Here is a 306-nt window from a genome sequence, read left to right as displayed (position 1 = left end):
GTGGTGCGGGGTCGGTCGTGGCGGGCATGTACGCGTGATCCGCGGCATAATGCAGAAGCTGCGGATTTGTGGAGATTCCACCCTTGACCGTCTTGAACCCACTGGCTAAACGGGCCGCCAGAGTGGGCCGTTAGCTCAGTTGGTAGAGCAACTGACTTTTAATCAGTGGGTCGCAGGTTCGAATCCTGCACGGCTCACCACTGTTTCATCAAATGACCGATCCGTGCGTGATCTGCTTTTTGGGTGGGTTGGTATCGGTGGGTCTTGTGCGTTGAGCCTGCGCGGTGGCTGTAACGGTCTTTTCGA

The 306-nt window shown here is 56.9% G+C and carries 1 tRNA gene; it reads left to right on the top strand.

Annotation, left to right across the window (positions count from 1 at the left end):
* The first annotated feature begins 124 nt into the window (after window positions 1-124).
* A tRNA-Lys gene (locus tag E0702_RS16505) sits at window positions 125-200 on the top strand.
* The last annotated feature ends 106 nt before the right edge of the window (window positions 201-306 follow it).

This window comes from Halomonas marinisediminis (genome assembly GCF_004347715.1).
In the GTDB taxonomy this organism is placed as follows: Bacteria; Pseudomonadota; Gammaproteobacteria; order Pseudomonadales; family Halomonadaceae; genus Halomonas; species Halomonas icarae.
The sequence above is the reverse complement of the archived record's forward strand: the minus strand, read 5'-3'. Positions and strand labels throughout refer to the sequence as shown.